The sequence below is a fragment of the Hymenobacter sedentarius genome, from assembly GCF_001507645.1.
Lineage (GTDB): Bacteria > Bacteroidota > Bacteroidia > Cytophagales > Hymenobacteraceae > Hymenobacter > Hymenobacter sedentarius.
On record NZ_CP013909.1, the window covers coordinates 4,028,011 to 4,051,458 of the forward strand.

The following is a 23,448-nucleotide window of genomic DNA, read 5'->3' on the forward strand; positions in this document are numbered from 1 at the left end:
AATCAATTATTCTTCCGTTCGAATTTTATCGAGCAGGGTATTGAGCTGGTGCACTTCTTCAGCGGTGAGTTGGTTCATGCCGCCGGACTTGGTAACGCCGGCTTCCTCGATGCGGTCGAGCAGGTCGAGGCCAGCTTTCGTGATGCGGATGTCCACAGCGCGGCGGTTGGCGGGGCACACGGTGCGCGTCACCAACTGCTTTTCCTCCAGCCGGTCCACAATACGGGAGGCGTTGCTGGTCTTGTCCAGCATGCGGTCGATGAGCAAGGCCACGGTGGCCGGCAGCGGGTGCTGGCCCCGCAAAATGCGAAGGATGTTGAACTGCGGCAGCGTGAGGCCGAAGGGCTTAAACGCCGCCGCCTGGCGCAGCTGCAGCCACCCCGCCGTGTACAGCAGGTTGATGTGGGCCTTCTGAAACTCGTCGCGAAAAATGGGCTGCTTGATTTCGTCTTCGATGCGCATGGTAGGCAGTGGAATCAGTTGCAAATTTATGTAGGTACATTTAATGTCGCAACATTGTTCCCAATTATTTTAAAATTATTTTTAGGCTTACTGGTCGGGCTTTCTCCCTAACGCCGCAAAATGCGTATCCTCGCAGGTTCAACCACTTTTCCCATTTCTATGCTTCGTTTTGTTTTCGTATTGCTGGCGGCCGCCTGCCTGGCCACCGCCCCCCGCCACGCCGCCGCGCAGGAGGGCGGTTTCCCCGTTAAGACCACGCCCCGCACCCAGTTTGTGTTTAAGAACGGCGAGGTAATGCGCCGCGAGGGCAAAGTACTCACGCCCCTCACCCAAAACGTGAAGCTGGAAAGCGGCGTCAAAATCAACTACAAAAACGGCATCGTGGAGATGCCCGCCGACAAGGTTAATCCGCAGGGCAAAAAGCTGACGCTGCGCGAAGGCGACTACGTGCGGGCCGACGGCGGGGTGGTGTTTGCCACGCCCGGCAGTGCGGCGGCGGCCCGGGGCGAAGCGCCCAATGGCCCGAGCGGCAAGTTCGATACATACGTGCAGCGCGGCCCCGGCTTCTCCGACCCGGCAATGCAGAATTCGCTCCTCACCAAAAAAATTGAGCTGCTGACCCAGAAGATAAGCTTGTTGAGCCAGGGCCGCACCGAATTGCCCGACACCAAATCCATCGACGCCCAAATCGCGCAGCTCGATGCGCAGCTGACGGCCCCGAAATAAGGCCGGGATTAGGCAGGCAGAAACAGCTGCCCGGCCTCCTCCCCCACCAGCCCAAACGGCTCGTCCTTCACAATCAGGAAGCCGTCCAGGTCGTGCACGTCGGCCAGCGCGCTGATTTGCATGGCCGCCTCAATGCCCACCGTCGTCTCCACCATGCAGCCCAGCATGGGGAGCAGGCCGTGGGCATTTGTGCGCCGGAGCAACTCAACGCCACGCCGAAAGCCGCCGGCTTTCATCAGCTTCACGTTGACGCCGTGAAACTGCCGGGCGATTTCAGCAAAGTCGGCAGTGTCCGTCACCGACTCGTCGGCCAGCAGCGGCACCGTGCTGCGCGGGCGCAGGTAGCGGTAATCTTCGGCCAGGGCCGCGGGCATGGGCTGCTCGAGAAAGCGCAGGTGCACGCCGGGCAGCGCCGTGGCGTTCTCAAGGAAGCCGAGCACGCCGTCGGCGTTGGTCCAGGTTTCGTTGCCGTCTACCAGCAGGCCGTGCCCGGGCAAGACGCGGGCCACCTCCCGAATCAGCTCAAGTCCTTCAGCCTGGTTGACTTTGATTTTGAGCAGCTGAAACCGCGCGGCGTTTTGCTCCTGCAAAAACCCGGCAACGGCGCCGGGCTCCATAATGGGCAGTGAAAAGGCCGTGGGGACGGTGCGGGCGGGCGGCGGCACGCCCAGCCACTGCCACACCGGCTGCCCGGCACAAGCTGCCAACCACTGCACCAAGGCCGATTCCAGAGCGAAGCTCAGGGCATGGGCCACGGGCTGGGTGGCTAGTAGCTCATCCAGCTCAACCAGGGAGGTGACGGCGGTTAATCCATTGGCTTGCAGGGCATCGAACTGCTGCTTCAGCAGCTCGGGGGTTTCGTTGTAGCGCACGTTGGGTGCGGCCTCGCCGGTGCCGCTCTGGCCGCCCCCCGATACGCGCAGGAGCAGATTGGTTTTGGTGCTGGAGGCGTTGCGGGAAATTTTCCAAACGTAGCGCAGGTGCAGCTCGTGGGTGGTCAGGGTCCAGGTTAGCATGAGGGGGAATGCAGCCGCCATTGGGGCGTGCCCCAAGATGGGGCCAAAAAACCAACCACCTACGTTGTGGCCGGGCAAATCGGACAACTAAGCCAGCAATTTTAGCCTTTGGCCTAATGGCAAAGGGCAAGCTGGACGGTGAGGCTGAGCTTTGCAGCGTTATAATTCTTCTCCGGTCCATCTAAACCGCCGAAATCTGCTTCGCACCCACTCCGATAAAAAAACCGCTACTTGCCTCCCTCCTTTTCAGCGCCATGTTGCTGGCCAGCAGCCTCCAGCAGGCAGCTGCCCAGTCCAAAGCCACGGGAGCCCGGGGCTACATCCCGTGGTTTAAGGTGCAGAACCAGGCCATGGTGCTGCAGACTGGCAACCAGTCAAAGCCGTTGAGCCAGGACATCACCCTGCCCAACGGCGTGCGGGTGGAGTACCGCACCCAGTCGGTGGTGCTTACCAGCGGCAAGCGGGTGGTGCTGCAGGAAGGCGACATGCTAGCCAAGGCCGGCCTCAATATTTACGAGACGGTGGCCGCGGCTACGGGTTGCCAGCAATTCGTGTTCGGCTACGATACCAACTTCACCATTGGCTACCTACTGTCGCTCTAGCGCTGCCTTTGGCCTACCCAAAACGCCTCGTAATCATTGGTTACGAGGCGTTTTCGTTTGGTCTGGCGCCCGCGCTTGGGGCGCCGGCGAGCTTGCTGGCTGGATAATGCCGTTCTTTAGGCCTTCAATCCGTTATCCCGGCCTTTTTAGTTGCATGACGAAATCTCGCTTACTCCTCGTTGCGGTTACGCTTTTACTTCTGGCGCTCATTGTCACCGTACTGACCGCCAATAATTTACTTGCGCTGCCCCACGCCGTTCCGGTGGCAGCCCGCTGGCTGGCGCTGGCGGCCGTGGCCGGTGCCGTGGCCCCTCGCCGCTCGCTCACGCTCTGGATTGTGGTCAGCATGCTGGTCGGCATTGAGCTGGGCCACGATGCGCCCGGCGTGGCCATGAACCTCAAGGTGCTGAGCGACGCCTTCCTACGGCTGGTAAAAACCATTATTGCGCCGCTGGTTTTTGCGACGCTGGTGGTTGGCATTGCCGGCCACGCCAACCTCAAGCAAGTGGGCCGCATGGGCCTGAAGGCGTTGGTGTACTTCGAGATTGTCACGACGTTCGCCTTGTTTATTGGGCTGGCGGCCATCAACCTCACCAAAGCCGGCGTGGGCATCAGCCAGGCGGGTGTGAAGGAAGAAGCGCTGGCCGCCGCCCCGCCCCAAACCGCGGCAGACATCATCCTGCACATCTTCCCCGAAAACATTGCCAAGTCGGTAGCCGAGGGCCAGGTGTTGCAGGTCGTGATTTTTGCCATCCTGTTCGCCATTGGCCTGGCCCTCACCCCCGAGCGGCCCCGCCGCGTGATGCTGGAATTTTGCGAAAGCCTCTCGGAAGTAATGTTTAAGTTCACCAACGTGGTGATGTACTTCGCGCCGTTGGGCGTGGGCGGGGCCCTGGCCTACACGGTGGGCAAAATGGGTTTTGCGCCGCTGCTCAACGCCCTGCAACTGCTCCTGACGCTGTACGGGGCCCTGATTGCGTTTGCCGTGCTGGTGCTGCTGCCGGTGGCTCTCATTGCCCGCCTCCCGCTGCGCCGCTTCCTGGCGGCCGTGGCCGAGCCGGTAAGCATCGCCTTCGCCACCACCTCCTCGGAGGCGGCATTGCCCCGCGCCATGGAAGCCATGGAATCCATCGGGGTGCCGCGCCGCATTGTGGCCTTCGTGATGCCCACGGGCTACTCTTTTAACCTCGACGGCACCACGCTGTACTTGTCCTTGGCGGCGGTGTTTGTAGCCCAGGCCGCGGGCGTGCCGCTCACCTTTGGGCAGCAGTTGCTGATGGTGTTCACCCTGATGCTCACCAGCAAAGGCGTGGCCGGCGTGCCCCGGGCATCGCTGGTTATTCTGCTGGCCACGGTGGCTTCCTTCAACCTGCCGGCCTGGCCGGTGTTCATCATCCTGGGCATCGATGCCCTGATGGACATGGCTCGGACCGCCGTGAACGTGCTCGGCAACTGCCTGGCCTCGGCGGTAGTGGCCCGCTGGGAAGGCGAGTTTATCGATGACTACCACAACCCGGAGCTAACCGCAATAGAAGAGCCTATTTATAAATAGTCAACTTTTATTTATTGTAATTTTTGAGCAGGGGAAAGCCCGTAAAGTTGACCTTCCAAATTGCCTACGGTAGCAGGTTTTTTTGCTCCGTTCACCGAGAAACAACATGTTTGCCACCTATATCAGGTAATTTAGCTTCTCTTAGCTCAGGTTACATCACATTGGCCGACATTATGGCATTTTTTGAAGCCCTGCTTTCCCTTTACCCTTATTCTCACTAATTTACAGCTATGAAGCTCACTCGTCAACTCGCCCTGCTGGCACTTGCTCCGGCCCTGCTGGCTGCGCCGGCCTGTGTGTCGGTGAAGTCCATGATGAAAAGCACGCCCACGGCTAGTATTTCCAAGCGCCTGCCCGCCCTGGAAATCATGGCTGACCAAGGCCCGTTGGCGATGAACGACGGCGCACTGCCCGAGGACCCGCTCAAGCTGTTTCAACAAGAGTGCCGTGTGAACCTGACGGAGGCCACCGATACCGCGACGTATGGCTACGCCAAGTTGGTGGTGAAGAAAGTGCGCACCGTGCGCACAGGCCGCGGCTTGCAGGGCCTTCAGGTGCTCACGTTTATGGTGCCGGCCATCCTGGGCATTCCGCTGGAGTGGTACAAGACCACCCTGCAGGCCGAAGTGGAAGTGAGCGACGCCGCCGGCAACTTGCTGGGCTCCTACGCGGGCACCGGCACCTCCGCCGTGAAGGTGGCCATGTACCACGGCTACTCCCAAACCACCGCTCCGCGCCTGGCCGACGTCATTGCCCTGCGCGGCGCCATGGCCCAAATTCGGCCCCAGCTCGATACGGCCGCCGCTCGCCTGCGCCCGCTGCTGCTCTCGGGCGGTACCGTCGAGAACCCCACCCTGCCTTCGTCGTCGGTGGTTACCGGCAGCCGCTAAGCCGCTAAGCTCGGGCGGAGCCCTGCCTCAGCTCAATTTTTGATACCGTCTGGCCCGTAGTGCCCAGCTTCGGCCCACGGCGGCCGAGGTGGGTGCTACGGGCCTTACCTTTGGGCTGCTATGGCTCACCTCCTGCCCTTTCGAGTTTCTACTGCTTGTTTCCTGACCGTGGCCCTGCTGCTGAGCGGCTGCTGCGCCAACAACGTCTGCAACTGCCAGGACGAGCAGGCGGATGCCATCAAGCTGCGGTTCTCCCCGCGCTTTGCCACCGCCGACCTCGATACCATTATCATTCAGCGCTCGCCGCTGCCCTACAGCCCCACGACCAAGCCGGAAACGGTCACGCTGGTTCGCACGGCGGCCCGGGTCCGCGACAGTGTGGTCATCAACAACACCACGCCGTTTGCCCAGGCCGGCACCGCCAAGCTCAACAAGTACCGCTACGTGGTGCAATACCTGGGGCAGGCGCCGCAAAGCAAGCCCGTGCCCACCACGGTGTTGGTTATCGACAGCATCCGGCTGGCCGGCAGCCTCGACGGCAATGGCTGCTGCACCTGCTACACCAATACCCAAAAAACAGTTTATGCCACCCGGCCCAAGCGCAACAGCGCGGCGGCCGACAGTGCGTTTGTAATTGACCTCAAGCAAAAGCCGTACATCGAGCTAGTCAAGTAGTCGCGCCGGAAGTGGCTCGCGTATAGTACCTACCGCGCTGCAACGTTTGGCCGGGAATTCGTGTTTTTCGTTACCATGCCTGCTGAAACCCCCACTCCGGTAGCCCCGGCGCTGCCCGAGTCGCGCCAAAACGCCGCCCCCTCGCTTTTCCCGTTCCGTTCCACGCTCAGCCTGGAACCGCTCATTGCCTATTGGCAGGAGCGTGAGCAGTCCACCAATTCCGGGGTGGCCTTACTGGCCCATGCCATTGCCCAGCAGGTAGCGCAGGAGCCCTGGTGCCGCGGCCCCCTCACCGACCACTCGGTGGTGGAGTGCGGCTGCGACTTGATTGAAACGCTCATGATGGCGGTGTTTCCGCCCGCCTCGTTTGCCTCCGACATCAGCGGCGTAATTGGGCCGTTTCAGCGGCGCAGCTTCTACTCTACCCGCTTGTTTGAAGCGGTGATGCTCAACAAGGACCGCACCATCAAGCAGCCGCTCAACATCGACATGGCGGCCATGGAGCGGCAAATGGGGCTGATGGCCTACCACCTCGTGCTGCACCGCGTGTACGGAGCCGAGCTGCCGGCCCTGGGCACCATTATTTTCACGGTGCCGGATTACAAAATTGGGCTGTACCGCCACTACGGGGTGGTGTTCAACTCCGACTTTGTGCGGGTAAAAGTGGTGGGCGAGCCGCCGGTGCTCACGCCCGAGCAGGTGGAAACGCTCATTCACAACCGCCACCGCCCCGAGCTCTGGAGCCAGCTGCTGCCCGCCGAGCACTTCGAGCTGGAAGGCTTCAACATCATCCAGTTGGTGGATGTGACTGAGCAGGAGATACTGTCGGAGCTGAAGTACGACCTGCTGGAGCGCGACGTACTGCAGACCCCGGCCCGTTTCGAGCAGATTCAGGAAAAGCTGCGGGTGCTGTTTGCGGAGCCGGCGCTACAGCTCGGCATCGCGGCCTACGATGAGAAAAAGCGCGCCTTTGTGGATTTTGGGCGCAAAATCAACCACAGCTTCCTTACCAAGCAGGTGCAGCACCAGTCGGCCAGCAGCAGCTTCCGGCTGATTTACGACCGCCTCCTGCGCGAGCGTGAGCCCCTGGTAATGAAGGACGTGGCCACGGCCGACATCCCCGAAGACCTGCGCCAGCAAATCTTGGGGCTGGGCATCCATTCCACCATCTTGGCGCTGCTGCCCTATGGCAACGACACGGTGGGCCTGCTGGAACTGGGCACGCCCGCGGTGGGCGGGCTCGATGAGTTCGACATGGACAAGGTGGCCCAATTCATGCCCCTGTTTGCGGTAGCCGTGAAGCGCAACGCCGAGGATTTGCAGGCGCGCGTGCACGCCATTATCCGCGAGAAGTTTACGGCCATTCACCCCACCATGGAGTGGCGCTTTATGGACGCGGCCCGCAACCTGCTCGCCGAGCTCGATGCTGGCAACCGCAACGCCGAGATGGAAGCCATTGTGTTTGAGGACGTGTACCCGCTGCACGGCTCCTGCGACATTCGGGGCAGCAGCACGGCGCGAAACGAAGCCATTCAGGGCGACCTGATTGAGCACCTCACCCTGGCCAACAAGGTCCTGAAAAAGGCCTCTGAGTACCAGCACCTGCCCATCCTCGACGAGCTCAAGTTCTATGTGACCAAGAACCTGAAGCGCCTGCACGAGGGCATGCTCTCCGGCGATGAAGCCAACATCTACGACTCGCTTACCCGCGAAGTAGAGCCCTTGTTTGAGTACCTGGCCACGCACACGCCGGAGCTGCGCCCCGTCATCACGAAGTACTGGGATAATATCGACGACAAGCTTGGCATTCTCTACAAGCGCCGGAAGGACTTTGAAGTGAGCGTGACCACCCTGAACGATGCCGTGAGTGCCTTCCTCGATGAGGAAGAGTACAAGGCGCAGCACATGTTTCCGCACTACTTCCAGCGCTACAAAACCGATGGCGTGGAGTACAACATCTACGTGGGCGGCACGCTGGTGGAGAATAAGCCCTTCGACCTGGTTTTCTTGAAAAACCTGCGGCTGTGGCAGCTGCTGACGATGGTGGAAATCACGCGCCGCACCGCCGCCCTGCGCGATACGCTGCCCGTGCCGCTCGAAACCACGCAGCTCATTCTCATTCACGGCCAGGCCCTGAGCATCCGCTTCCGGCAGGACGAGCGCCAGTTTGACGTGGACGGGGCCTACAACATCCGCTACGAAATCATCAAGAAGCGCATCGACAAGGCCACCGTGCAAGGCACCGGCGAGCGGCTGACCCAGCCCGGCACCATTGCCCTGGTGTACGCCCAAACCCGCGAGGCCGTGGAGTACGTCGAGTACATCGACTACCTGCAGGACCGCGGCCTGCTGGAGCCCGGCGTAGAGGAGCTGGAGCTGGAAGAGCTGCAGGGCGTGAAGGGCCTGCTGGCCCTGCGCGTGCAGGTAAAACTGTAGGCTTGGGGGCAACGGTTGGGCCAGCCGCAGGAAGAAGTGTCTGCGCCTTACTCCTTGGCGCCCAACACCACTTCCTCTTCCTTCCAGAACAGCTTGAGCCCGGCCCGGCAGACTACCAGCCAGGCCGCGCCGCCAGCAAAGCCGGCCAGCACGTCGGTGGCGTAGTGTGCGTGCAGGTACACGCGGGTCAGCCCAATCAGCCCCACCCATATCAGCAGGGGCGCGACCCAGCCGGGCCGCGCAAAGTGCCGGGCCAGCAGCCATGCCAGGCAGCCGTAGAACGTCATGCCCAGCATGGCGTGCCCGCTGGGAAAGCTCAGGCCCAAGGTGTGGAGCAGGGCATTGCTGGGCCGCGGCCGCCCGAAGTACCACTTCAGCAACTGGTTGAGCACGATGCCGCCGAACATAGCCAGAACCAGCTCCCAGCCTTCGCGCGGGTGGCCGGCGCGGCGAATCAGCCAGGGCGCTATGATGCTGGCCGGTAGCAAAAACGGCAGCGCCGCGAAGAAGGTCACGAACCGCACCGGCCCCGTAAGACCGGGAATGGCGTGCCGCCAGTCGTCGACAATACTGGACGCCCAGTTGTCGAGCGCCATGGAATGGTGCACGAATACGACCCGGGCCAGGTAAAAAAACACCGCAAACGCTGCCACAAAAAGCACCGCCCCAAACACGATTTCGAGGGTGAGCAGGCCGGCCAGGGCCAGCAAGCGGGAGGTAAAGCGGTTCATAGGCACGTGGGCCGCTAAAATGCGTGGGTGGGTTTTGGTAACCCAAATACGCAAAACCAAAAAAGCCAGCCCAATTGGGCTGGCTTTTTCAAAAACGTGCGCTCGGGGAGACTCGAACTCCCACACCTTGCGGAACTGCCGCCTGAAGACAGCGCGTCTACCAATTTCGCCACAAGCGCATGCAGTGGGCAAAAAGCCGCTCTCCGTTAAGAAGTGCGGCCTTTTGATGGTGCAAAGATACAGTCCCATTTTGCAGCCAAACAACACCCAGCCCAATTTTTTCGCAGCGCCCGGGTGTATTGCGCCACCGATAATTGTTTCTCAGTTACTTGCAGAGCCATTTTTTTTCTTCCCTCCCCTCTTTTTACATGCCCGACCCAATTACTGCCCCACTTCCAGCCTCTGCGGCCACCGAGCCACTCACGGGGTTCGACCGTGTGGCGTGGTGCTACGATGCCCTCACCGGCCTAGTGTTTGGGCCCACCCTGAAAAAGGCCCAGCGGGCGGCGCTGGCGGGGTTGCCGGCCGGGTCCCCGCGCGTGCTCATCCTAGGTGGCGGCACGGGCTGGATACTCACGGAGGTGCTGCAGCGCCGGCCCCAGGCCACAGTGCTCTACCTTGAAGCGTCGCCGAATATGCTGGCCCGCGCCCGCTCCCGGCTCACTCAGGAATGCCCACAAGCAGCTGCCCAGGTAGAGTTTCGCCACGGTACGCAAGCCGCGCTAGGCCCGATGGAGCAATTCGACGCCATTATCACCTTTTTCGTGCTCGACTGCATTGCGCTTTCCGAGATTGAAACGGCCCTGGCGCAGCTGCGGGCCGCCCAGCGGCCGGGGGCGCCGTGGCTACTGGCAGATTTTCGCCCGGCGCGGCGGGGCTGGCGCCGGGTGCTGCTCACGCTCATGTATGCTTTTTTTCGGCTCACGACGGACCTGCAGGCGCGGGAGCTGCCCGATCTGCACCCGGCGTTGGGCCGCCTAGGACTTAGCCCAACGAGCAGCGCCGTGTTTTTTGGCGGGGCCATGGAAGCTGCAGTTTTTAGGGGGATTGAAGCTATTCCGCAAGGTTGATGGCGCAAGCTACTGCAGGCGCTGCAAAGGGCTGAAACATCAATTTAGCAGTACCGAACCCAATTAATAGCGCACCAACCAAGTTCGTATTGCAGGTTTACAGCAACTTTGTGCGCCTAGCTGGTTCAGCTTGGTTTTTGAATTCCTCAGTTCGCTATAATTTCTGCTCATGAAACAGGTTATTACCGCTACTATCTTACTGACGCTGAGCCTAGCGACAGAGGCACAAGCCCAGGTAAAGGCGAAGGCCGATGCAGGCCCGGCCGTGCGGTACTTGGTGGCGTTTCCCAATGCCGTGCACCACGAGGCCCGGGTTACGGCCACGTTTTCGGGGGTCCCCAGCGGCCAGGTGCTGCACGTGCGCATGGCCCGCAGCTCACCTGGGCGCTACTCGCTGCACGAGTTTGCCAAGAACGTGTATTACGTGGTGGCCACCAATGGCAGCAACCAGCCTCTATCGCTTAACCGGCCCGACCCGTATGGCTGGGACGTGAAGCCTGGCGTCGATGGCACCGTGGTGTTCAACTACACCCTTTACGGCGACCGCACCGACGGCACCTATGCTGGCATCGACCAGCAGCACGCCCACCTCAATATGCCCGCCACGCTATGCTACGCCACGGGCCTGGAAGGCCGCCCTGCCGAAGTAAAGTTTGACCTGCCCGCAGGCTGGCAGGTGGCCACCCAGCTGCGGGCCAGCGCCGACAAAACCACTTACACTGCCCCCAACCTGCAGTACCTCATGGACAGCCCTGTTTCGCTGGGCGCCCAGCAGGTGCGCACCTGGCCCGAGGGCGACCAGACCATTGAGCTGGCCGTGCTCTACCAGGGCCCCGTGGCCGAGGTAGATGCCTACGCCAAGAAAGTGCAGCAGGTGGTGAAGGAAGAAAAGTCGATTTTCGGCGAGCTGCCCACTTACGACTTTGGCCGCTACACCTTCCTGGCCGACTACCTGCCCCAGGCCACCGGCGACGGCATGGAGCACCGCAACTCCACTTCCGTCACGAGCCCGCGCTCCCTGCACAACGAGGAAGCCGCGCGCAACCTGGGCACGGTGGCGCACGAGTTCTTCCATGCCTGGAACGTAGAGCGCTTGCGCCCCCGCGACCTGGAACCGTTTGATTTCCAGCGGGCCAACATGAGCGACGCCCTATGGTTCGCCGAAGGCTTCACGCAGTATTACGGCCGCCTGGCCCTGCGCCGGGCCAAGCTGATTGAGGACGAAGAGTTTCTCGGCGACATCGGCCGCTGGGTAAACCTGCGCCAGAACAGCCCTGGGGCACGCTTCGCCTCCCCCATCGACATGAGCCGCCAAGCTGCGTTCATGGACGCCGCCTCCAGCATCGATCCGCTCAACTCCGGCAACACCTACCTCTCGTACTACGACCAGGGCGCGGGCATTGCGCTGGTGCTCGATTTGCAGCTGCGCCAGAACTACCGCACCACGCTCGACAAGTTTATGCAGGCCATGTGGCAGCAATACGGCAAGAAGCAGGCAGGCTACGCGCCGGCTAACCCCTACACTGTAAAGGATTTGCAGCGGGTGCTGGGCGAGGTGAGCAAAGACACGGTATTTGCCAACCGCTTCTTCCGGCAGTACGTGTACGGCCACGAGCAGCCCCGCTTCAGCGAAAGCCTGCTCGGGGCGGGCCTGGCCCTGGTGCCGGCCCGGACGCCGGGCGTGGCGCTGACCCACCAGGTGGCGTTCGACGAGGCCGGCCGGTGCGTAGTGGCTTATAATACCCAGGTTGGCTCGGGCCTCTACATAGCCGGCATCGACCGCGGCGACCAGCTGGTGACCCTCGATGGCAAAGACCTCAAAAGCCCCGCCGACCTCGACGGCGTGCTGCGCAAGCACTCGCCCAACGATGTGGTGTTTGTGAAGGTAAGAACCCGCGGCGGCGCCGAAAAAACCACCCAGCTCATCCTCTCCGAAGACCCCAACGTGCAAGTAAAGCCCGTGGAAGCGGTAGAGAAAATGGTGTATTCGCCCAGCCAGAAAGCGCTGCGCGAGGCGTGGCTGGCCAGCCAGGTGGCCAATTAAACCCGCGGCGTAGGGTTTCGTTAGTTAAGCAACACAAATTGCCCGGTTACCGCGCGTAATCGGGCAATTTTATCTTCCCGGTTATGGCCAAACGCATTTCTTACCTCCGCAACGAAGCCCTGCCAACCGTGCGGCCCGGCTACCCCGGCAACAAGCTTTTCGGCGATGAATTCGCCAACGGCGAGGAGCTGTTTGAGCCCGCATTTTCCACCGTGCTCAAGTGGCAGCTCACCGCCAACCCCCAAAAAGCCGAAAAGAAAGCCGACACCTGGGCCCCTGCCGTGGTAGACTGCACGGCCGCTTTTTCAGCCCAGGAAGATATGCTGGTATGGCTGGGGCACTCCAGCTTTTTGCTGCGCGCGGCGGGCGTAACGCTGCTGTTTGACCCCGTCCTGTTCAGCTCAATTGGGCTACGCCACCGCCACGCCCTGCCCTGCGCGCCAGAGGCCATCACGGGCATTGACTACCTGCTGCTATCGCACGGCCACCGTGACCACCTGGACGAAAAATCCCTGCGCCTGCTGGCCCGGCAAAACCCGCAGATGCGGGTGCTGTCGTCTCTGCGCATGGGGCCGCTGCTGCAAGACATGGCGCCGGGCCTGCCCGTGCAGGAGGCCGGCTGGTGGCAGCAATACGACCTGGAGCCCCAAGCGCCGCTGGAAATCTTTTACCTGCCCGCGTCCCACTGGCACCGCCGGGGCCTAGCCGACCTGAACCGCGTGCTCTGGGGCAGCTTCCTCATTCGGGCCGCCGATAAGCTCATCTACTTTGCCGGCGACACCGCGTATGCCGAGCATTTCGAAACCATCGAAGAGCGGTTCGGGCCCCTCGACATCGTGCTAATGCCCATCGGAGCCTACAAACCCGCCTTCATGATGGCCAGGAGCCACGTCAACCCGCACGAGGCCGCCAAGGCCGTGAATGTGCTGCGGGCCGGCCACATCGTGCCCATGCACTACGGCACCTTCGACCTGTCCGACGAGCCCGCTTCGGAGCCCTTGCGCCAGCTCACCGACGTGGCCGCGGGCGGCATGCTGCGCGGCGAGCTCCACACGCCCGCCGTGGGCGAAGTGCTGCGCTGGCGCGAGTGGGAATAGCGCCCCGGCGTTACTTCTTGATTTCGGCCAGAAACGCAGTGGCTTCATCGGGATTCGCGCCCGCTTTGGTGGCCGCTGCTATTGCTTCGGTAGCCGCAGTGGTAGCTTCGGCATCGTTGCCCAGCTTGTGCAGCAGTTTGGCCCGCGTTAGCAGATAAAAGTGGCTTCTGTCAGCGGCAATGGCTTGTTGAATTATCTGGTCTCCTTTGGCTAGCAGCGCTTTGTCGTTTACGAACGCGGCGAGGTATGCCGTTGCTTCGTACAAGGTATAGTTGTCTTGAGCAGCAAACCTTTGCCCATAGGCCAGGGTAGCATTAACGTAAGCCGGCCAATTCCGCTGCGGCTGGCCCAACAGGTACTTAATTGTGGCCAAGTCCTGCCACTGCTCGGCTTGCTTAGGCATGAGTTGGGCTAGCGATGCCTGAAAGTTGCGCAAGCCTGGCAAGTCGTTTTTCTGTCCAAGTTCAGCAGCGGTCCATCCCACCATGTTGCGCGTTTTGTTTGTGATGGCTTCCTGCCCGAAATGGGTAGCAAAATCTGGCTGGTGGGAAAGAAAAAACTGAGTCATTGGAGACGTAAAATCAGTGCTCAATTTGAAAATGAAATCCAGGTTTTTAACAGATGTCAAATCGGCTGGTCGCTGGCTTTTCAGGTACTCCTCGGCCACTTGCCTAGCTAGTGCCATATCTTGGTGTAGGCCACTTGACTCGCTGAACCTGTATAAAAAGTCCGAATTGCGTTCACCCGCTTTGTACCTCTTTTTTAAGGCAAAGAAGGTCTTCTGAGGGTCAAATGCATCCTTGCCATCCTGAATAAACGCTGCCGCAGCTTTTCCACTGCCGGTTTGGTGCATCAGTTTGCCTTCGGAATTGAAATACAGGTACGCGGGCAGCGAAACGATGCCGTATTGGGTACCTAGCTGCTTTCCAATGCCTTCATCAAGGTTCACCTTGTAATTGATGAAAGTGGCATTGTAGTACTGACCCACGGCAGGGTCAGGAAAGACATCGCGCGCCATCTCTCTGCAGGGGCCACAACTGGGAGACCAGACATATAACATGATGGGTTTATGCTCCTTTTTGGCCGTCGCCAGCACCTGCGCCCAGCCTCCACTTCGAAAGTTAACGGCAGTGGTTTGCCCAAAAGCCGCCGTGCTGCAGCACAGTAGCATAATCAAGTTGAAGAGGTAGCGCATCAGGTCAGAGAAGGTAGGATTAGGAAGGATTGCCGCCGGGTGGAATCGTCCCAAGCCCTTGAAGCTTAAATATAGGGTATTTATTATGCTAGCGGAGCCCGGCCGGCTGCTCGCCATTCGCTCTCGGCTCAACTTCCATGGTACACCGCAGCGCTTATGGGCGCTACCTTTGCCCCTTATGTCGCCAACTCTAGTTTTGAGCCTCGTTGCGGGCTACTTTGCCGTTCTCATCGTCATTGCCATCCTCACCTCGCGGGGGGCTACGAGCGAAAGTTTTTTTGTGGCCAACCGCAACGCGCCGTGGTACATGGTGGCGTTTGCCATGATTGGTACCTCCCTGTCGGGGGTCACGTTCATTTCGGTGCCGGGCAACGTGTACGGCAAAAGCTGGAGCTACCTAGCGGTGGCACTGGGCTTTGTGGCCGGCTACGTGGTCATTGGCACCGTGCTGCTGCCGCTGTACTACCGGCTGAGGCTGGTGTCCATCTACTCGTATCTGGAGCAGCGATTTGGCTACTGGAGCTACAAGACCGGCGCGCTGTTCTTCCTGATTTCTAGGTCGTTGGGCTCGGCCTTGCGGCTGTATCTGGTAGCGGGCGTGCTGCAATTGGCGGTGTTCGATGCCATGGGCATACCGTTTGCCGTCACGGTGGTGGTCAGCATCCTCTTCATCTACCTCTACACCTTTAAGGGGGGCCTGAAAACCATTCTGTGGACCGATACTTTCCAGACCCTGGCCATGTTGAGCTGCGTGGGCCTGAGCATCTATTTTATGTCGGATGCGCTGAACCTGGGCTTCAAGCAGTTGGTGACCTCCGTGACGGACAGCCCCATGTCGAAGATGTATTTCTCTGATTTCCGGGACGATAAGTTCTTCTGGAAGCAATTCGCCTCGGGCATGTTCATCACCATCGTCATGACCGGCCTCGACCAGGACCTGATGCAGAAAAACCTGAGTTGCCGCAGCCTGGGAGAGGCGCAGAAAAACCTGTTCTGGTTTACCCCGGTCATCGTGTGCGTCAACATCCTGTTTCTGACCTTGGGCGTGCTCATGTACAAATACGCCGCCGCCCGTGGCCTGCACCTCGAGCAGTTGCCCCAGCTTCTGAACCTGAAAGGCGGCCTGGATACCGACAAAGTGTTTCCGTTTCTGGCCACCACGCAGTTTTCGCTCACGGCCGGCATCATCTTCATTCTGGGCATCATCGCCGTTACCTACGCCTCGGCCGACTCGGCCCTTACGGCCCTCACCACCTCGTTTTGTGTCGACTTTCTCGGCATCAACCAGTACCCTGAGAAGCGGCAGGCGCAGCTGCGCCAGTTCACGCACCTGGGCTGGTCGGTGGTGCTGATTGGCATCATCCTCATTTTCCGCGTCATCAACGAGCAGAGCCTGATTGATGCCGTGTACAAGGCCGCAGGCTTCACCTACGGGCCGCTGCTGGGGCTGTTTGCCTTTGGTATTCTCACCCGGCGCAGCCTGCGCGACCGGCTGGTGCTGCCCACCTGCGTGACGGCGGTGCTGCTTACCTGGCTCATTGTGTCGCACTCGGTAGAGTGGCTCAACGGCTACAAGTTTGGCTTCGAAATTCTGCTGCTCAACGGCGCGCTGGTGTACCTGGGCCTGCTGGCCATTTCGCGCCCCGCCGTGGTGAACCCGATACCCCAAGCTGCGGTTTAAGGCATTATGACCAATACTATCTTCTCTTTCCTGCTGCTAGTAGCTGCCGCGCCGGTGGCCCTGGCCCAGCAGCCCGCTCCCGCTACCCAGGAGCCCATTGTGCTCAAGCCCGGCCACATGCAGGTGCAGGCCCACTCCGCCCCCAACCGTCCCGACCGGGCCCCGGTGTACCCCGGGGGCGAGCAGGCGCTGGGCTTGTTTTTTCTGGAGCACATCAACTACCCCGCCGCGGCCCGCGCCAAGCAGCTAAGCGGCACGGTGCTCGTAAATGCGACCGTGAATGCCGATGGCTCGGTGACCAACCCCATGGTGGCCAAGTCGCTCTCGCCCGAGTGCGACGCCGAGGCCCTGCGCGTGGTGCCCTTGCTCACGGGCTGGCAGCCCGCCATGCGGCGCGGCCGGCCGCTGCCGGTGCTCATTCAATTGCCCGTGCCTTTTGGCGGCGCCGGTGAAATAAAAGTGGAGCAAAACCGTCGTCAGCCAAAACCGAGACGTTAAGATTATTTTTCGTGAGAGCCTTGTTTCCACAGGGCCCTGATTTTATTTATTGAATGGCCCGTAGTGGATTGAATACCAGCGGCGACGTCGGCGCCGACGTCCCCAAGCCCAAGCTTACCAAAGAAGCTTTTCGGCGCAGCCTGCGGGTGTTCCGCTACGTGCTGCCCTACAAAGGCAATTTCATTGTGGGCATGGTGCTGCTCACGCTCAGCAGCAGCACCACCATGATGTTTCCGTGGATAATCGGCAAGCTGGTGGACGTGGCCAACGGCAAGCCCGTGGCCCTGCCCGGCGGCATGGTGGTGGGTGTCAACCGCATTGCCATCGGCCTGTTTGTTGTGATTGTGTTCCAGGGCCTGTTTTCGTTCGGGCGCATCTGGTTTTTCACGCGCGTGAGCGAGTTCACCGTGCGCGACATTCGGCAGGCGCTCTACGCCAAGTTTGTGTCGCTGCCCATTCCGTTTTTCGAGAAAAACCGGGTGGGCGCCATCACCTCTCGCATTACCTCGGACGTAGCTCAGATTCAGGATACGTTTTCCCTGACTTTGGCCGAGCTGTTTCGACAGGTCACCACGCTGCTGGCGGGCATTGTGTTCATCATGGTGGTGTCGGTGAAGCTGTCGCTGTTCATGCTGGCCACGTTCCCGCCCATTGTGGTGCTGGCCATGGTGTTCGGGCGCAAAATCCGGGTGCTGGCCAAAACCACGCAGGATGAGCTGGCCAAGGCCAACGTCATCGTGGAAGAGACGTTGCAGGGCATCAACACCGTGAAGGCGTTTACCAACGAGCAGTTTGAAACGCGGCGCTACACGGCCTCGCTCACCAACACCGTGCGCGCGGCCCTGAAAAGCAATTTGTACCGCGGCGCCTTTGTCTCCTTCGTCATCATCGGCTTGTTTGGCGGAATTATTCTGGTGCTGTGGCGGGCGGCCACGCTCACCCAATCGGGCCAGATGACTATCGGCGACCTCACCTCGTTTGCACTTTACACCATGTTCATCGGTGCCTCGGTGGCGGGCCTGGGCGAACTGTATGGCAAGGTGCAAAGCACGCTGGGCGCTTCCGAGCGCATCCTGGAAATACTGGACGAGAAGAGCGAGCCCACCCACCTGCCCCGCCCGGCTGACCAGGCGCCCCTGCAGCTGCACGGCGACATCGAGTACCGGCACGTGGCCTTCCGCTACCCCACCCGGCCCGATTTGCCGGTGCTACAGGACATCAACTTTGAGATTGCCGCGGGCGAGAAAATTGCCTTGGTGGGCCCCAGCGGCGCGGGCAAGAGCACCATTGTGTCGCTGCTGATGCAGTTCTACGACCTGAGCGGCGGCCAAATCCTGATTGACGAGCGTCCCATCAGCGAGTACGACCTCACGGAGCTGCGCCGCCACATCGGCATCGTGCCCCAGGAAACGCTGCTCTTTGGCGGCAGCATCCGCGAAAACATCGCCTATGGCAACACCGCGGCCACCGACGAGGAAATCATTGCCGCCGCTCGCAAGGCCAATGCCTGGCAGTTCATCGACTCCTTCCCCGAAGGCCTGAATACGGTAGTGGGCGAGCGCGGCATCAAGCTCTCGGGTGGGCAGCGCCAGCGCGTGGCCATTGCCCGCGCCATCCTGAAAAACCCCGCCATTCTGCTGCTCGACGAGGCTACTTCCGCGCTCGATTCTGAGTCGGAAAAGCTGGTGCAAGGCGCGATGGATGAGCTGATGAAAAACCGGACGTCCATCATCATTGCCCACCGCCTGAGCACCATCCGCAAGGTGGACAAAATTCTGGTGATTGACGGCGGCCGCATCGTGGAGCAAGGCTCGCACGAGGAGCTGGCCGACAACGAGAACGGGCTGTATGCCAATCTGCTGAAGCTGCAGTTTGAGTTGAGCTAAGCTTGGGTGTGGGCCTCAAATTGCGGCGCTGGTTGCACTTGGTCGAGCCAGGTGCCGGCGGCGTCGAGGTCGTCGAAGGTTCGTATCACAATCCCGGCCCTGGTGTGCTCAATGATGATTTCGGTAGAAAGGCGGCTGTAGGTTTCGGGAGAATACACCCACGCAAAATAGCGGCAGCCGGCTTCGTAAAGTTTGGGCAACAGTTCTTCGGCGCCCCATATCGCCGCATCGGCCCAGAGACCAGACAGGTTGGTGTTGTTGTTGAGCACTTTGGCACACTGCGCTCTTCGCAGTGCATTCAACAAATTTACTGAACCCGTCATGACGTCTTCGCTATCCACCTGGCCGTGCCAATCGGCGTAGAGCCAGTCGTGGTCGGGGTCGTAGGTTAGGGTGAGGTAAGGGTCCGAATTTAAGGTGCGCTGTACCATAGCATGTCAGGTAGCGAGAAACGGCAGGAGCAATAACCTTCCATTTAATATTTTTGACACTTTGGGCGTCGGATGACCGCATAAGCCATTCGAACGAGGGGCAAGTCAATGGTCGCGAACTGTTAACCCCAAGCAGCAGTCCGACAGTTTCAGGCTTTGCCTTGTTTCGCCGTAACATAAATATTTAATACAACCCGCGCCCCCAGCGCGGGTTTCGTATTTTTAGCCCCACAATCACCTCACCAACTTCTCCCCTTCTGATGAGCAAGCATTTGCTGAATCTTCCCGTTGCCCTGGCCACCGCAGTTACGCTGCTGGCGGCTCCTTCTGCCCAAGCCCAAATCACGACGCCGCAGGCCAGCCCCAAAAGCACCGTTACGCAGCGCGTGGGCCTGACTGACATTACCATTGTGTACTCCCGCCCCAGCCTGAAAGGTCGGGCCGTGTTTGGCGACAAAACGCCGTTGGCTCCCCTGGGCCAGCGCTGGCGCACGGGCGCCAATGCCACCACCAGCATCAAGTTCTCGGATGATGTGACCATTGACGGCAAAAAAGTACCCGCCGGCGAGTACGGCATCTACACCATTCCCCGCGCCAACGAGTGGACGGTGGTGCTGAACAAAAGCCTGAAGCAGGGCGCCGACGTGGAAGGCTTCAAGGAGGACCAGGACGTGGCCCGCCTCACCGTGAAGCCCTACAAAGTGGCCAGCAAAGTGGAGACCTTCACCATCAACTTCGCGGATATCACCCCCGGCACCGCCAACGTAGCCATGGAATGGGCCAACACCGGCGTCAAGTTCAAAATCACGGCTGACGTAGACAGCAAGGTGATGGCGCAGATTGACGAGAAAATCACCAAAAACGCCAACCCCTCGGCCAACGACCTCGCGGCGGCCGCCGTGTACTACCTCGACAACAACAAGGACCTGAAGCAAGCCTTGGCCTGGATGGAAAAAGCCAACGCCACCGATGCCAAGTACTGGAACCTGAACACCGAAGCTAAAATCCGGCTCAAGATGAAGGATTATGCCGGTGCTACCAAGGCTGCCGAAGCCTCGAAGAAAGCCGCGCTGGCGGCCACGCCGCCCAACGGTGAGTACGTGAAAATGAACGAAGAACTGATGGCAGAAGCCAAGAAGGCCGGCAAGTAAAATCACGAAGGCATTCCCCACCGGGTTTCCACTTACAGGAAACCCCCATTTAATTATTTAAAAAGGCCGCAGCATAAGTGCTGCGGCCTTTTTTGTGGCGGGTTGAGCTGAGGTTGGGGCAGCCCCAATGGCCTTAGCGCTGCGCGGGATGCAGCTGGTTGTTCATGATGGTAGCCAGCATGGAATCGGGAAGCACCAGGCTGGAGAAGAAGTTGACCTTGGCGGCCATGGTGGGCAGGCTACGGGCGCCGCCTTCCATGAGCACATCGTACCCTTCTTCGGCCACTGCCCGGGCCGATACGGTGTGCCTGGCGGCGCGGGTATTGTCGGCGTGGGCCACGTGGAAGAAGTTGGTATCGGTGTTGGGCGGGCACAGCAGCGTCATGGTAACGGCCGTCTTTTGCTGCTTGAGCTCGTGCTGCACGGCTTCGGTGAAGCTGAGCACAAAGGCTTTGGTGGCGGCGTACACGGCCTGGCAGGGGCTGGGCGTGAAAGAAGATATGGCCCCCAGCTGGAGGATTCGGCCGGAGTTGCGGGCCAGCATGTCGCGCAGGTAGAGCTTGGTGAGGTGCACCAGCGCGGACACGTTCACTTGTATCATGGCCAGTTCGGTGGCCATGTCGGTATCGGAGAAGTAGCCGGTTTCGCCAAAGCCGGCGTCGTTAACCAGGGCGTCTATCTGCAGGCCGAGCGCCGTAGTTTCGGCGTATAGCTCGGTTGGCGATTCGGGCAGGCTCAAGTCGAAAGGCAGGAGCACAATATCAATGCCCTCAAACTCCTGATGTATAAGGCGGGCCGCTTCCTTGAGCTCGTCGAGGTGGCGGGCCACCAGCACTACCCGATAATCGTCGCGGGCGAAGCACCGGGCCAGTTCGAAACCGATGCCACTTGAGGCGCCAGTAATTAATGCGGTTTGGTCGTTCATGGCTGTAAGAGGTTAAGTGTAACGTTTCATACCAAAAGCAAGCAGTTACTCGTCATGCTAAGCCAAGGGAGCGGGTTACACGGGTTCCCTTGGTTGCCCGAAGCAAACAAGTGCCGCTTTACTACAGCAATTGCAGCTTGTATAATTTACACAATTTTTGTTCATTATCCGCACTTACGCTTCCCAAGAACGGCGTGAGTGGGTGCCGCCCATCATCCCTACAAATTCATTCCAAAGACCCACTTCGCCGGTATTGGCTGCAACGCACTTTGCCAACCCGGTACAATGCCCAGGAAAGCAAAGAGGCAGCCTTTCGGCCGCCTCTTTGTGTTTTTTACCCAGCTGGATTAAGCCTTCAAGTTGTCTTTACAGCACTTTTACCGTGAGCTTGGAGGCGTGGGCGGGCGAATGGTAGAGCCGGTGCGTGGCGGGCTGAAAGTCGCTTTCCTCGGCCTGGTAGATGTTATCGACGTACTTCTGCGGGTTGCGGTCAACAAGCGGAAACCAGCTGCTTTGTACCTGTACCATGAGGCGGTGGCCTTTGCGGAAGGTGTGCATGAGGTCCTGCACGGTGAAGGGCACGGCCGTCACCTGGCCGGGCACGAACGGCTCGGGCTTAGCGAAGCTGTTGCGGAAGCGGCCGCGCATTACTTCGGAGCGCACCATTTGCTGGTAGCCGCCCAAGTGTACGCCCGGCAGGGTACGCGGGTCGTCGGGCGTGTTGTCGGGGTACACGTCGATGATTTTCACTACCCAGTCGGCATCGGAGCCGGTGGTGGCCACTTGCAGCAGCGCCTGAATGGGACCGGCCAGGGTGAGGTCCTCGGTGAGCACGTCGGTCTGGTAGGTGAGCACATCGGGGCGGCGGCTGGCGAAGCGCTGATCGTCGGTCATGTATTCCTTGGTCATGCCAGTGGCGGTGGCTTCGGTGAAGGGCACGGGGTGGGCCGGGTCGCTCAGGAACTGGTCAAACTCGGTGTCGGCGGTGGGCTGGTCGAAGCTGATTTTGCCGTTGGGCTGGAAGTAGATGGTGCGGTCCTGGGCGGCTTTGGGCGGCCAGGCATCAAACGTGCGCCACTGGTTGGTGCCGCTTTCAAAGACGTAGGCTTCGGCCAGTTTAGCGGGCTTGTCGTCTTTCAGGTACGATTTGAAGAACGGAGCCTCTACGTTTTGCTGGTACCAGTAGGACGGTGAAGGGCCGTAATTCACGTTGCCCAGCATCTCGCCGGTGCCGCGGGCCCAGCCGCCGTGTATCCAGGGGCCCATCACGAGGCGGTTGGCGGTGCCGGGGTTTTGCTTTTCGATGCTTTGGTAGGTGTTCAGGGCGCCAAACAAATCCTCGGCGTCGTTGAAGCCTCCCACGGTGAGCACGGCAGTTTTGATGTGGTGCAGGTGGGGCCGCAGGTTGCGGGCCTCCCAGAAGGCGTCGTAGTTGGGGTGCTGCATCAGGTCGTTCCAGAAGCCAACTTGGCCCTTGTAATAGCGGGCGTCGGCGTTTTTGAGCGGGCCCATGCGCAGAAAGAAGTCGTAGCCATCGGGGGTGCCGTGCTGGAAGGCCGGGTTCTTAACCGCCGTGGGCGCGGGCCGGGGCAGGCCGAAGCTGGCCAGAAAGTTGAAGGCGTGGGGCAGAAAAAACGCGCCGTTGTGGTGGAAGTCGTCCCAAAACCAATCGGCGATGGGCGCCTGCGGCGAGGCGGCTTTCAAGGCCTTGTGGCGGCTGAGCAGGCCGGTGGAGGTGTAGAAGCCCGGGTACGAAATACCCCACTGGCCCACGCGGCCGTTGTTCTTTGGGCCCTTCTTGAGCAGGTACTCGATGGTGTCGAAGGTATCGGTGCTCTCGTCGGTGTCGGTTTTGCCGGTGTGCTTTTCCTTCTGCGGGCGCATGTCCAGAAACTGGCCTTCCGACATGTAGCGCCCGCGCACATCCTGAAACGCGAAAATGTACCCCTCGTGCAGCATGGTGCTGCTGGGGCTGATGTTGGTTTTGTAGCGCCCCGGCCCGTACGGCCCCACCGAGTAGGGCGTGCGGTTGAGCATGATGGGGTAGCGCACCTTATCGGCATCTTTGGGCGCGTACACCACGGTGTAGAGCTTCACCCCGTCGCGCACCGGAATCTGGTGTTCCGTCTTGGTGTAATGCTCGTGGATGTACAGCGTATCGGCGGCGGCCCGGGCGGCCGCCTCGGCATCGGTGACGGCCACGGGCTGGGGCAAGGCTTGGGCGGCGGCCCGGGTGGCCAGCAGCAGGCCCAGCAAGGCATATGCAGCGGAGCGGTAAACAGTGTTTTTCATAGCAAAGCAGCTGGCTGGCCCCCACGCGGCGGCCGGAGCGAAGGTAGTAGCCGCGCTGCTAATCTGTTAGGCCAACGGGCCGGCTTAT

The 23,448-nt window shown here is 60.5% G+C and carries 20 protein-coding genes and 1 tRNA gene; 13 read left to right on the top strand and 8 right to left on the bottom strand.

Annotated features, from left to right (window positions below):
- Positions 1-6: 6 nt before the first annotated feature.
- Positions 7-462 (bottom strand): MarR family winged helix-turn-helix transcriptional regulator, encoded by a 456-nt coding sequence (locus tag AUC43_RS16630; protein ID WP_068196225.1) that lies wholly within the window; start codon positions 460-462, stop codon positions 7-9.
- A gap of 159 nt (positions 463-621) precedes the next feature.
- Between AUC43_RS16630 and AUC43_RS16635 the strand changes: the two genes are divergently transcribed.
- Positions 622-1,188 carry a DUF6799 domain-containing protein gene (locus AUC43_RS16635; RefSeq protein ID WP_157781135.1) on the top strand — a complete coding sequence of 189 codons (567 nt, stop codon included), beginning with the start codon at positions 622-624 and terminating at the stop codon, positions 1,186-1,188.
- 8 nt (positions 1,189-1,196) lie between these two features.
- On the opposite strand, the gene AUC43_RS16640 is transcribed toward AUC43_RS16635, so the two are convergent.
- Positions 1,197-2,204, bottom strand: a complete 1,008-nt coding sequence (locus AUC43_RS16640; RefSeq protein ID WP_071886121.1) for an enolase C-terminal domain-like protein — start codon at positions 2,202-2,204, stop codon at positions 1,197-1,199.
- Between the two features lie 350 nt (positions 2,205-2,554).
- Here AUC43_RS16640 and AUC43_RS21950 point away from each other — a divergent pair, with 350 nt between their 5' ends.
- From AUC43_RS21950 to AUC43_RS16665, 5 genes are all read left to right on the top strand, one after another.
- Positions 2,555-2,806: a DUF6799 domain-containing protein gene (locus AUC43_RS21950; RefSeq protein WP_417999861.1), complete on the top strand. Its 252-nt coding sequence runs from the start codon at positions 2,555-2,557 to the stop codon at positions 2,804-2,806.
- 154 nt (positions 2,807-2,960) lie between these two features.
- Positions 2,961-4,358: a dicarboxylate/amino acid:cation symporter gene (locus tag AUC43_RS16650; RefSeq protein ID WP_068196237.1), complete on the top strand. Its 1,398-nt coding sequence runs from the start codon at positions 2,961-2,963 to the stop codon at positions 4,356-4,358.
- Positions 4,359-4,588: 230 nt separating this feature from the next.
- Entirely contained in the window at positions 4,589-5,248 is a 660-nt protein-coding gene (locus AUC43_RS16655; RefSeq protein ID WP_068196240.1) for a hypothetical protein, read from the top strand.
- A 120-nt stretch (positions 5,249-5,368) separates the two neighbouring features.
- The gene (locus tag AUC43_RS16660; protein ID WP_157781136.1) at positions 5,369-5,923 is read left to right on the top strand and encodes a hypothetical protein; all 555 of its coding nucleotides are present in this window, start codon (positions 5,369-5,371) and stop codon (positions 5,921-5,923) included.
- Between the two features lie 75 nt (positions 5,924-5,998).
- Positions 5,999-8,359, top strand: coding sequence for a GAF domain-containing protein (locus AUC43_RS16665; protein WP_157781137.1), 2,361 nt, complete (start codon positions 5,999-6,001; stop codon positions 8,357-8,359).
- Positions 8,360-8,406: 47 nt separating this feature from the next.
- On the opposite strand, the gene AUC43_RS16670 is transcribed toward AUC43_RS16665, so the two are convergent.
- Positions 8,407-9,090 carry a phosphatase PAP2 family protein gene (locus AUC43_RS16670; protein ID WP_068196247.1) on the bottom strand — a complete coding sequence of 228 codons (684 nt, stop codon included), beginning with the start codon at positions 9,088-9,090 and terminating at the stop codon, positions 8,407-8,409.
- 97 nt (positions 9,091-9,187) lie between these two features.
- Positions 9,188-9,269 (bottom strand) — tRNA-Leu (locus tag AUC43_RS16675).
- Between the two features lie 189 nt (positions 9,270-9,458).
- On the opposite strand from AUC43_RS16675, the gene AUC43_RS16680 reads away from it, so the two are divergent.
- The 3 genes from AUC43_RS16680 (at position 9,459) to AUC43_RS16690 (ending at position 13,301) form a co-directional block, all read left to right on the top strand.
- A complete protein-coding gene (locus tag AUC43_RS16680) occupies positions 9,459-10,160 on the top strand; it encodes a class I SAM-dependent methyltransferase (protein WP_071886122.1) in 702 nt (233 codons plus the stop codon).
- Positions 10,161-10,329: 169 nt separating this feature from the next.
- The gene (locus AUC43_RS16685; RefSeq protein WP_068196253.1) at positions 10,330-12,204 is read left to right on the top strand and encodes a M61 family metallopeptidase; all 1,875 of its coding nucleotides are present in this window, start codon (positions 10,330-10,332) and stop codon (positions 12,202-12,204) included.
- Between the two features lie 83 nt (positions 12,205-12,287).
- A complete protein-coding gene (locus tag AUC43_RS16690) occupies positions 12,288-13,301 on the top strand; it encodes an MBL fold metallo-hydrolase (protein WP_068196257.1) in 1,014 nt (337 codons plus the stop codon).
- A 10-nt stretch (positions 13,302-13,311) separates the two neighbouring features.
- Here the strand turns inward: AUC43_RS16690 and AUC43_RS16695 are convergent, their stop codons facing one another.
- Complete coding sequence (locus AUC43_RS16695; protein ID WP_068196260.1) at positions 13,312-14,496, bottom strand: thioredoxin family protein; 1,185 nt, start codon at positions 14,494-14,496, stop codon at positions 13,312-13,314.
- 178 nt (positions 14,497-14,674) lie between these two features.
- On the opposite strand from AUC43_RS16695, the gene AUC43_RS16700 reads away from it, so the two are divergent.
- Genes AUC43_RS16700 through AUC43_RS16710 form a run of 3 tightly spaced genes read left to right on the top strand, consistent with a single transcriptional unit; the run spans position 14,675 to position 18,561 of the window.
- Entirely contained in the window at positions 14,675-16,177 is a 1,503-nt protein-coding gene (locus tag AUC43_RS16700) for a sodium:solute symporter (RefSeq protein ID WP_068196263.1), read from the top strand.
- Positions 16,178-16,183: 6 nt separating this feature from the next.
- A complete protein-coding gene (locus tag AUC43_RS16705; protein WP_068196266.1) occupies positions 16,184-16,675 on the top strand; it encodes an energy transducer TonB in 492 nt (163 codons plus the stop codon).
- A 53-nt stretch (positions 16,676-16,728) separates the two neighbouring features.
- Positions 16,729-18,561, top strand: a complete 1,833-nt coding sequence (locus tag AUC43_RS16710; RefSeq protein WP_068196269.1) for an ABC transporter ATP-binding protein — start codon at positions 16,729-16,731, stop codon at positions 18,559-18,561.
- Here the strand turns inward: AUC43_RS16710 and AUC43_RS16715 are convergent.
- Entirely contained in the window at positions 18,558-18,992 is a 435-nt protein-coding gene (locus AUC43_RS16715) for a hypothetical protein (RefSeq protein WP_068196271.1), read from the bottom strand. The two genes, AUC43_RS16710 and AUC43_RS16715, sit on opposite strands and share 4 nt — an antisense overlap.
- 260 nt (positions 18,993-19,252) lie before the next feature.
- On the opposite strand from AUC43_RS16715, the gene AUC43_RS16720 reads away from it, so the two are divergent.
- Complete coding sequence (locus tag AUC43_RS16720; protein WP_068196274.1) at positions 19,253-20,143, top strand: DUF2911 domain-containing protein; 891 nt, start codon at positions 19,253-19,255, stop codon at positions 20,141-20,143.
- Between the two features lie 133 nt (positions 20,144-20,276).
- On the opposite strand, the gene AUC43_RS16725 is transcribed toward AUC43_RS16720, so the two are convergent.
- A complete protein-coding gene (locus tag AUC43_RS16725; protein WP_068196276.1) occupies positions 20,277-21,068 on the bottom strand; it encodes an SDR family NAD(P)-dependent oxidoreductase in 792 nt (263 codons plus the stop codon).
- A gap of 366 nt (positions 21,069-21,434) precedes the next feature.
- The gene (locus AUC43_RS16730; RefSeq protein ID WP_068196279.1) at positions 21,435-23,360 is read right to left on the bottom strand and encodes a CocE/NonD family hydrolase; all 1,926 of its coding nucleotides are present in this window, start codon (positions 23,358-23,360) and stop codon (positions 21,435-21,437) included.
- Positions 23,361-23,448 lie beyond the last annotated feature (88 nt).